A 6109-nucleotide genomic window follows, 5' to 3' on the forward strand; every position below is an offset into this window, starting at 1 on the left:
ATTATGCGTTCCTTTTGTTCTTGCGGTTCAGCGCTGCCACGTCGAGAACTTCAGGCTGCTGAGCTTCGTGCTGATGGTTCGGACCTGCATAAACGCGCAGGTTCTTCATCTGGCGGCGTCCGAGTGGACCGCGCGGGATCATGCGCTCGATGGCCTTTTCGACAACGCGTTCGGGGAAACGGCCTTCGAGGATCTGACGTGCAGTGCGTTCCTTGATGCCGCCCGGATAACCGGTGTGCCAGTAATATTTCTTGTCGGTGTACTTCTTGCCGGTCAGCACAACCTTGTCGGCATTGATGATGATGACATTGTCGCCATCGTCAACATGCGGGGTGTAGGTTGGCTTGTGCTTGCCGCGCAGGCGATTGGCGACGACGGATGCCAGACGGCCGAGGACGATGCCTTCAGCGTCGATCAGTACCCACTTCTTCACCACTTCAGCCGGCTTCTGAGAGAAAGTTGCCATTGAAGCTATCCTTAAGATTAATCCCCATCCCGTTCAAGAAGGGGCTTTTCTTGTTGCTTGTGTTGGAAGATCCAACGTGATTGGCGGGTAAAACTTGTCCGCTTTGCCCACTCTGGCTGGGTCGATACACAAACATGCCAGTTTCGTCAAGGGGTGTTTTTGAACTGCAAATTTAAAATATCAATAAAAACAATATGTTACAAAGTTGGTATTATGATACCGCATATTTTTCTGAGGATTCCCGCGGTGGGATGGAATAAGTCGTGGTGGCGTGGGCGACAAGATGGCCCGTTTCAGGGTCTGTCAGGGCGACATCCAGTACGGCAAGCCGCTTGCCGAGTTTCATCAGTCTGGCGATTGCCTCGACGGTTCCGGGCGAAGGCTTTCGCAGGAAATTGATGTTGAGATTGGTGGTGACAGCCAATGCCGCCGGCCCGATATGGGCCAGAATGGCAGCATAGGCGGCAACATCGGCGAGTGTGAACAGCGAGGGGCCGGAAACCGTGCCGCCGGGGCGCAAATGTCTTTCATTGGCATGAAGGCGCAATGTGGCCGAGCCTGCCGCGATGGCGACGATTTCGAAGGCGTCGTCCAGTTGCGGAAATTCGCGCCGCATGAAAAGACGAAGATCTTCAACTGTCATGATCGGCTTGTAGTGATCCGTCATCCCAAGACCCGTTTGCTCCCACAATTGTCCTGAAATCGTCTTAGGCTGTAAGGATGGATTTGATCAAGGTGAAACCTGTTGCGACTGCGAAAGCAGAACGCAAGCATCATATTTGAAGGGGCTGCGGTGAGCGCTCTTTGTGTCAGGGAGCCAGAGTACCCTATGAAAGATGACCGGGTATTCCCGAGCAACCGTCATTCAGAAAATGGTGGATTTGATTGGCGGTCATTCTCAAATCCACACGGGCGGCTTTTTGTATCGCAAATTCCTTCGATACCCAATCATGAGAAAGACCCAGTCTATAGACTGCGGTTTTGTCTGGATGAAGTTTATTATGCCCTTGAGGAAGCCGGGCATGAGGGACGTCTGCCTGATATACTGACCGATATGCGGAATAAAGATAGGGCGGATCAGTTGTCGTGTTGGCAGCGGCTGCAGGTGTCTGATGGGACCTTGAAGCAACGGAAATAAAGCCGTTCTTATACCGGTTTTGTTATTCTGGTCGTGAGGATGCCTTGTCACATGGGACAGGTACTGGGTTCCCGGGTTTGGCTTTGTCATGCTGCATGATAGGCCACCTGGTTAGGCGGTTGGCACCAGTATGAAGCTGCATGATTGAATGTTGCTTGAAGTGTTTCGATTGCCATTGTCTTGCCAGAATGCTTCAGGCAGCGAACCTGCGTGTGCGTGTGAAAGCGGTTCGACTACCGGAGCGGGGCGGTGCCTGATCGATCAGGTGATGATTCACGACGAGAACCATCTGGTCGGCCAGGAAATTGCAACACGGCACGTTCTTGTAGCATCACCGGGTCATGCCCGAAGAAAGAACACGCATATCCCTTGTCGGAAGATACACCAAGACCCTGCCCGTATTGAACAGGAACTGGAAGACTCGAACGTTTCAAACATGTGGCCTTAAGCTGTGAGAAACAAAGTACAATTTCTCCGCTTTCGTTTACACCGCTGCAGCATTCATCATGGATAAATCCCGCAGCCACGTGGACTGGAAACAAGCTCCATGAACCGGGCATTGGCGATCTTGGCCGATTTCATTAACCTCTGTCGACAAATGCGCTAGACTGCTTCCATGCAGCGATCACAGGGAGCATGGGATGCCTGTTCAAGACGACAATCAGATCCGTTACATTCTTCAGACGGTCAAGACCATTGCCATGCTGGGGGCGTCTCCCAAGCCGGAACGGCCTAGCTATGGCGTCATGCGCTTTCTTCTGGAAAAGGGCTACAGGGTCATTCCGGTCAATCCAGGGCAGGTGGGCAAGGATTTGCACGGGCAGTCATTTGTCGGCAGCCTCAGTGATATTGCCGAGCCTGTCGATATGGTCGATGTCTTTCGTGAATCAGGCGCGCTGCCCGCCATTGTCGACGAAATTCTGCGCCTTAAATGGCGGCCAGCCGTTCTCTGGGCACAGCTCGGCGTCGTGCATGAAGAGGCGGCAAGACAGGCGGAAGCAGCAGGCATGAGGGTTGTGATGGATAAATGTCCGGTCATCGAGTATTCACGTCTGATCGACGGATAAATTGGCAGCAATTTTTTCTGTCGAATCACATTTTGGCAAAAATTTTTCCTTTGCTTTCAGTCGGGCAAGCCCTAACGTCCTCCCCCAATTCAAGGCATTGTTGTCAGGAGGAATTATGTCAAAGCGCTCACCCGGAATTGAAACGTTGGCGATCCATGCAGGCGCTAAGCCGGATCCAACCACTGGCGCGCGTGCAACGCCAATCTATCAGACGACGTCCTTCGTCTTCCAGGATGCCGACCATGCGGCATCGCTGTTTGGCCTTCAGGCTTTCGGCAATATCTATACCCGCATTACCAATCCGACGACGGCCGTTCTGGAAGAGCGCATTGCTGCCCTTGAAGGCGGCACGGCCGCCGTTGCGACCGCATCGGGCCATGCCGCACAGTTCCTGGTCTTTCACACGCTTCTGCGGCCGGGTGACAATTTTGTTGCGGCCCGCCAGCTTTATGGTGGTTCGATCAACCAGTTCGGTCAGTCCTTCAAGTCATTTGACTGGCAGGTGCGCTGGGCTGATGCAACCAGGCCGGAAGAATTCGTCAAGCAGATCGATGAGCGCACCCGCGCCATCTATATTGAGAGCTTTGCCAATCCGGGCGGCATTGTCACGGATATTGCGGCCATTGCCGAGATTGCCCATGACCACGGGCTGCCGCTCATTGTCGACAACACGCTTGCCTCGCCTTATCTGGTCCGTCCGATCGAACATGGCGCGGATATTGTCGTTCATTCGCTCACCAAATTCATCGGTGGCCATGGCAATTCCATGGGCGGCATCCTGATCGATGGTGGCACTTTCGACTGGGCAAAGTCGGGCAATTATCCGCTGCTCACCGAACCGCGCCCGGACTATGCTGGTCTCGAACTGCACAAGACCTTTGGCAATATTTCCTTTGCCATTGCAGCGCGCGTTCTAGGTCTGCGCGATTTTGGTCCGGCCATTTCGCCATTCAATGCTTTCCAGATTCTGACCGGCGTGGAAACGCTGCCACTGCGCATGCAGCGTCATTCCGATAATGCGCTGAAGGTGGCGACCTATCTGCAGGGCCATGAGAAAGTCGCCTGGGTCAGCTATGCCGGCCTGCCGAACGACAAGTTCCATGCGCTGCAGCAGAAATATGCACCAAAGGGTGCCGGTTCCGTTTTCACCTTCGGTCTCAAGGGTGGTTACGATGCTGGCGTGAAATTCGTCGACAGCCTCGAACTGTTCTCGCTGCTTGCCAATATTGGCGACACGCGTTCACTGGTCATCCACCCGGCCTCCACCACGCACCGTCAGCTGAGCGATGAGCAGAAAGTGGCAGCCGGTGCCGGCCCGGATGTCGTGCGCCTGTCGATCGGTATCGAAAATGCCGATGATATCATCGCCGATATTGAACAGGCGTTGGCCAAGGTCTGATCTGATGTGCCGGTTCGTTGCTTTTGATCTGGCCGGCATTGAAGCGGAAGAGGGCGCGCCTTTGCCAGAGCGCGTCCTGTCCGGTGCGCCCAGATTTCGCACATGGAATCTGGAAGAGGCCTTTGACGGCACCCTGTTTGCCGGTGTCTGGGAAAGCACGCCCGGTCATTGGCGCATCGAATATGATGAATGGGAATTCTGCCACATTCTGTCTGGCCATTCTGTCGTGCACGAAGAGGGTGGCGAAAGCCATACGCTCAAGGCAGGCGACAGTTTTGTCACCCGCCCGGGCTTCAGGGGGAGCTGGGAAGTGGTGGAAACCACCCGCAAGGAATATGTGATCAGGCTTTAAAGCAGTTCCAGGAAAAGTGGGCACCGGTTTTCCGTCCGGAACTGCGAAAGGAAAAATTGCAGTTCCAGGAAAAGTGGGCACCGGTTTTCCGTCCGGAACTGCCAAAAGGAAAAATTGTAGTTCCAGGAAAAGTGGGCACCGGTTTTTTGTCCGGAACTGCGAGTAATCTGTCATAGGAGCTGAATGTAAACGCTGGTGTTCATGACACCGGCGTTTGTTTTGCTCCGTTGCGCGCAACTGACAAAGCCATGCGGCAAGCCCTGGTGATCAGCGGCGGCTCGAAAGATCAACCGTTGGCATGCGCCTTATCAGGTGACGGCGATCTGGTTTCATCTGGCCATGATCGGGCTTTGGTCGTGCCGGCTCAGGCTGCATAACGGGCCCCGGACGAGGCGGTCGGGGCCATGCACCCGGGTCTGGACGCTGTGGCTGGGCATTTTGGCCGGGACGGGGCGGTGGCGGATTGGCACCGGGACCTGGTTGTGCCGGCCTGCCATGTTCGTCCGGCCGGCGCGGCGGTGGGTTGCGGTGATCGCGCCGCGGTGGACGATGATAATTTCGGTAATGCCTATCATTGCCGATATAAATACCGCTGCTGACATAGCCGCCGCGGACATAATAGGGGCTATCATAGTCAGGACTGTAATAGCCCCCGGAAACACATCCGCTGAGTGTGCATGCACCGACGACAATGCCGGTTGTGACGAAAATCGATCTAAGGGACACTTTCATACTCCTTGCAGACGGTCTTTCTACCACAGACACATCTGTGAATCGGGGATTATCGTGACACAATCCACCTTCATGGTGGCAGATGATCGATTTCTACGGATCCTGCAACGCTGAGAAGCTTTAACTGCTGCGCAACATGCGCCCGATGGCAATCAGAATACAGGCGCCAATGAAGCCAGCAATCAGATAACCTAGCCAACCGGTGAGTATCACGCCGACAAGGCCGAGGAGAACATTCGCCAGCGCAGAGCCAACAATGCCCAGCAAAATGTTCATGAGTACGCCCTGATTGCTTTTCATGAACATTTCCGCGAACCAGCCGGCAAGTCCGCCAATGATGATTGCACCAATCCAGCCAATCTGTTCCATGGTCTCTCCTCCATAACCATGTTGCATTCCCTCACATAACCAACGCATGACCCGGCTTTGCGTTCCATGGGAAGCCATGATTTTATGCATGATGGTCTGATGTGGAGGTGGATCTGCTGTGCTGGCTCCATTGGCAGGCATGTGAGAGCATGTGTGAATGCAAGCATGTCTGCCAGCACATGTGGAGAGGGCAGCTTGCGCAAGTCATGACAAGCCTGATGATCCTGCATCCGTTTGTGCGCGAAGCATTTTGCGGCGTATTGTTTTGTGAGCAAAACAAATCCAGCAGCTGCATTCTGTTTGTTCAGGTGCAGCAACGTGCGTTTCTGTATCGTTGCTTTGCGTGTGGCGGTTGATTGCTCATGCACTTTTCCATCTTGACTGCAAGAGTGGAAAAGTGAGCCATCAGGATGGTGTAACTGGAGTTTTATTGTTATGAGTTTTACTCAAATAATATAGAAAAACAAAACAATTGGGTGTCAAAAATCCTGTCTTAAGCCTATGAGCCCGACCGAAAATTAAGTTGAGCGATTTCAGTAGTTTATGATTCTCTATGTTTACAAAAACTACGGAGGATCAGATGACA

The 6109-nt window shown here is 53.6% G+C and carries 6 protein-coding genes; 3 read left to right on the plus strand and 3 right to left on the minus strand.

Annotated elements, in window-relative coordinates; genetic code table 11:
* Window position 1: 1 nt before the first annotated feature.
* Both rplM and ACFO1V_RS03280 read right to left on the minus strand, forming a co-directional pair.
* The gene (gene rplM, locus ACFO1V_RS03275) at window positions 2–466 is read right to left on the minus strand and encodes a 50S ribosomal protein L13 (protein ID WP_374832961.1); all 465 of its coding nucleotides are present in this window, start codon (window positions 464–466) and stop codon (window positions 2–4) included.
* A 211-nt stretch (window positions 467–677) separates the two neighbouring features.
* Window positions 678–1133 (minus strand): PaaI family thioesterase, encoded by a 456-nt coding sequence (locus tag ACFO1V_RS03280; RefSeq protein ID WP_374832959.1) that lies wholly within the window; start codon window positions 1131–1133, stop codon window positions 678–680.
* 1112 nt (window positions 1134–2245) lie between these two features.
* Here ACFO1V_RS03280 and ACFO1V_RS03285 point away from each other — a divergent pair.
* The 3 genes from ACFO1V_RS03285 to ACFO1V_RS03295 all read left to right on the plus strand — a co-directional run bounded on the left by ACFO1V_RS03285 (window position 2246) and on the right by ACFO1V_RS03295 (window position 4422).
* Window positions 2246–2671, plus strand: coding sequence for a CoA-binding protein (locus ACFO1V_RS03285; RefSeq protein ID WP_374832957.1), 426 nt, complete (start codon window positions 2246–2248; stop codon window positions 2669–2671).
* Between the two features lie 115 nt (window positions 2672–2786).
* Window positions 2787–4070, plus strand: a complete 1284-nt coding sequence (locus ACFO1V_RS03290) for an O-acetylhomoserine aminocarboxypropyltransferase (RefSeq protein WP_374832955.1) — start codon at window positions 2787–2789, stop codon at window positions 4068–4070.
* A gap of 4 nt (window positions 4071–4074) precedes the next feature.
* On the plus strand, window positions 4075–4422 hold the full coding sequence (locus ACFO1V_RS03295; RefSeq protein WP_374832953.1) for a cupin domain-containing protein: 348 nt from the start codon (window positions 4075–4077) through the stop codon (window positions 4420–4422).
* 852 nt (window positions 4423–5274) lie between these two features.
* Here the strand turns inward: ACFO1V_RS03295 and ACFO1V_RS03300 are convergent.
* Window positions 5275–5523: a GlsB/YeaQ/YmgE family stress response membrane protein gene (locus ACFO1V_RS03300; protein ID WP_374833090.1), complete on the minus strand. Its 249-nt coding sequence runs from the start codon at window positions 5521–5523 to the stop codon at window positions 5275–5277.
* Window positions 5524–6109: the final 586 nt, after the last annotated feature.

Origin of the sequence: Daeguia caeni (assembly GCF_042653845.1) — a bacterium.
GTDB lineage: Bacteria > Pseudomonadota > Alphaproteobacteria > Rhizobiales > Rhizobiaceae > Brucella > Brucella caeni.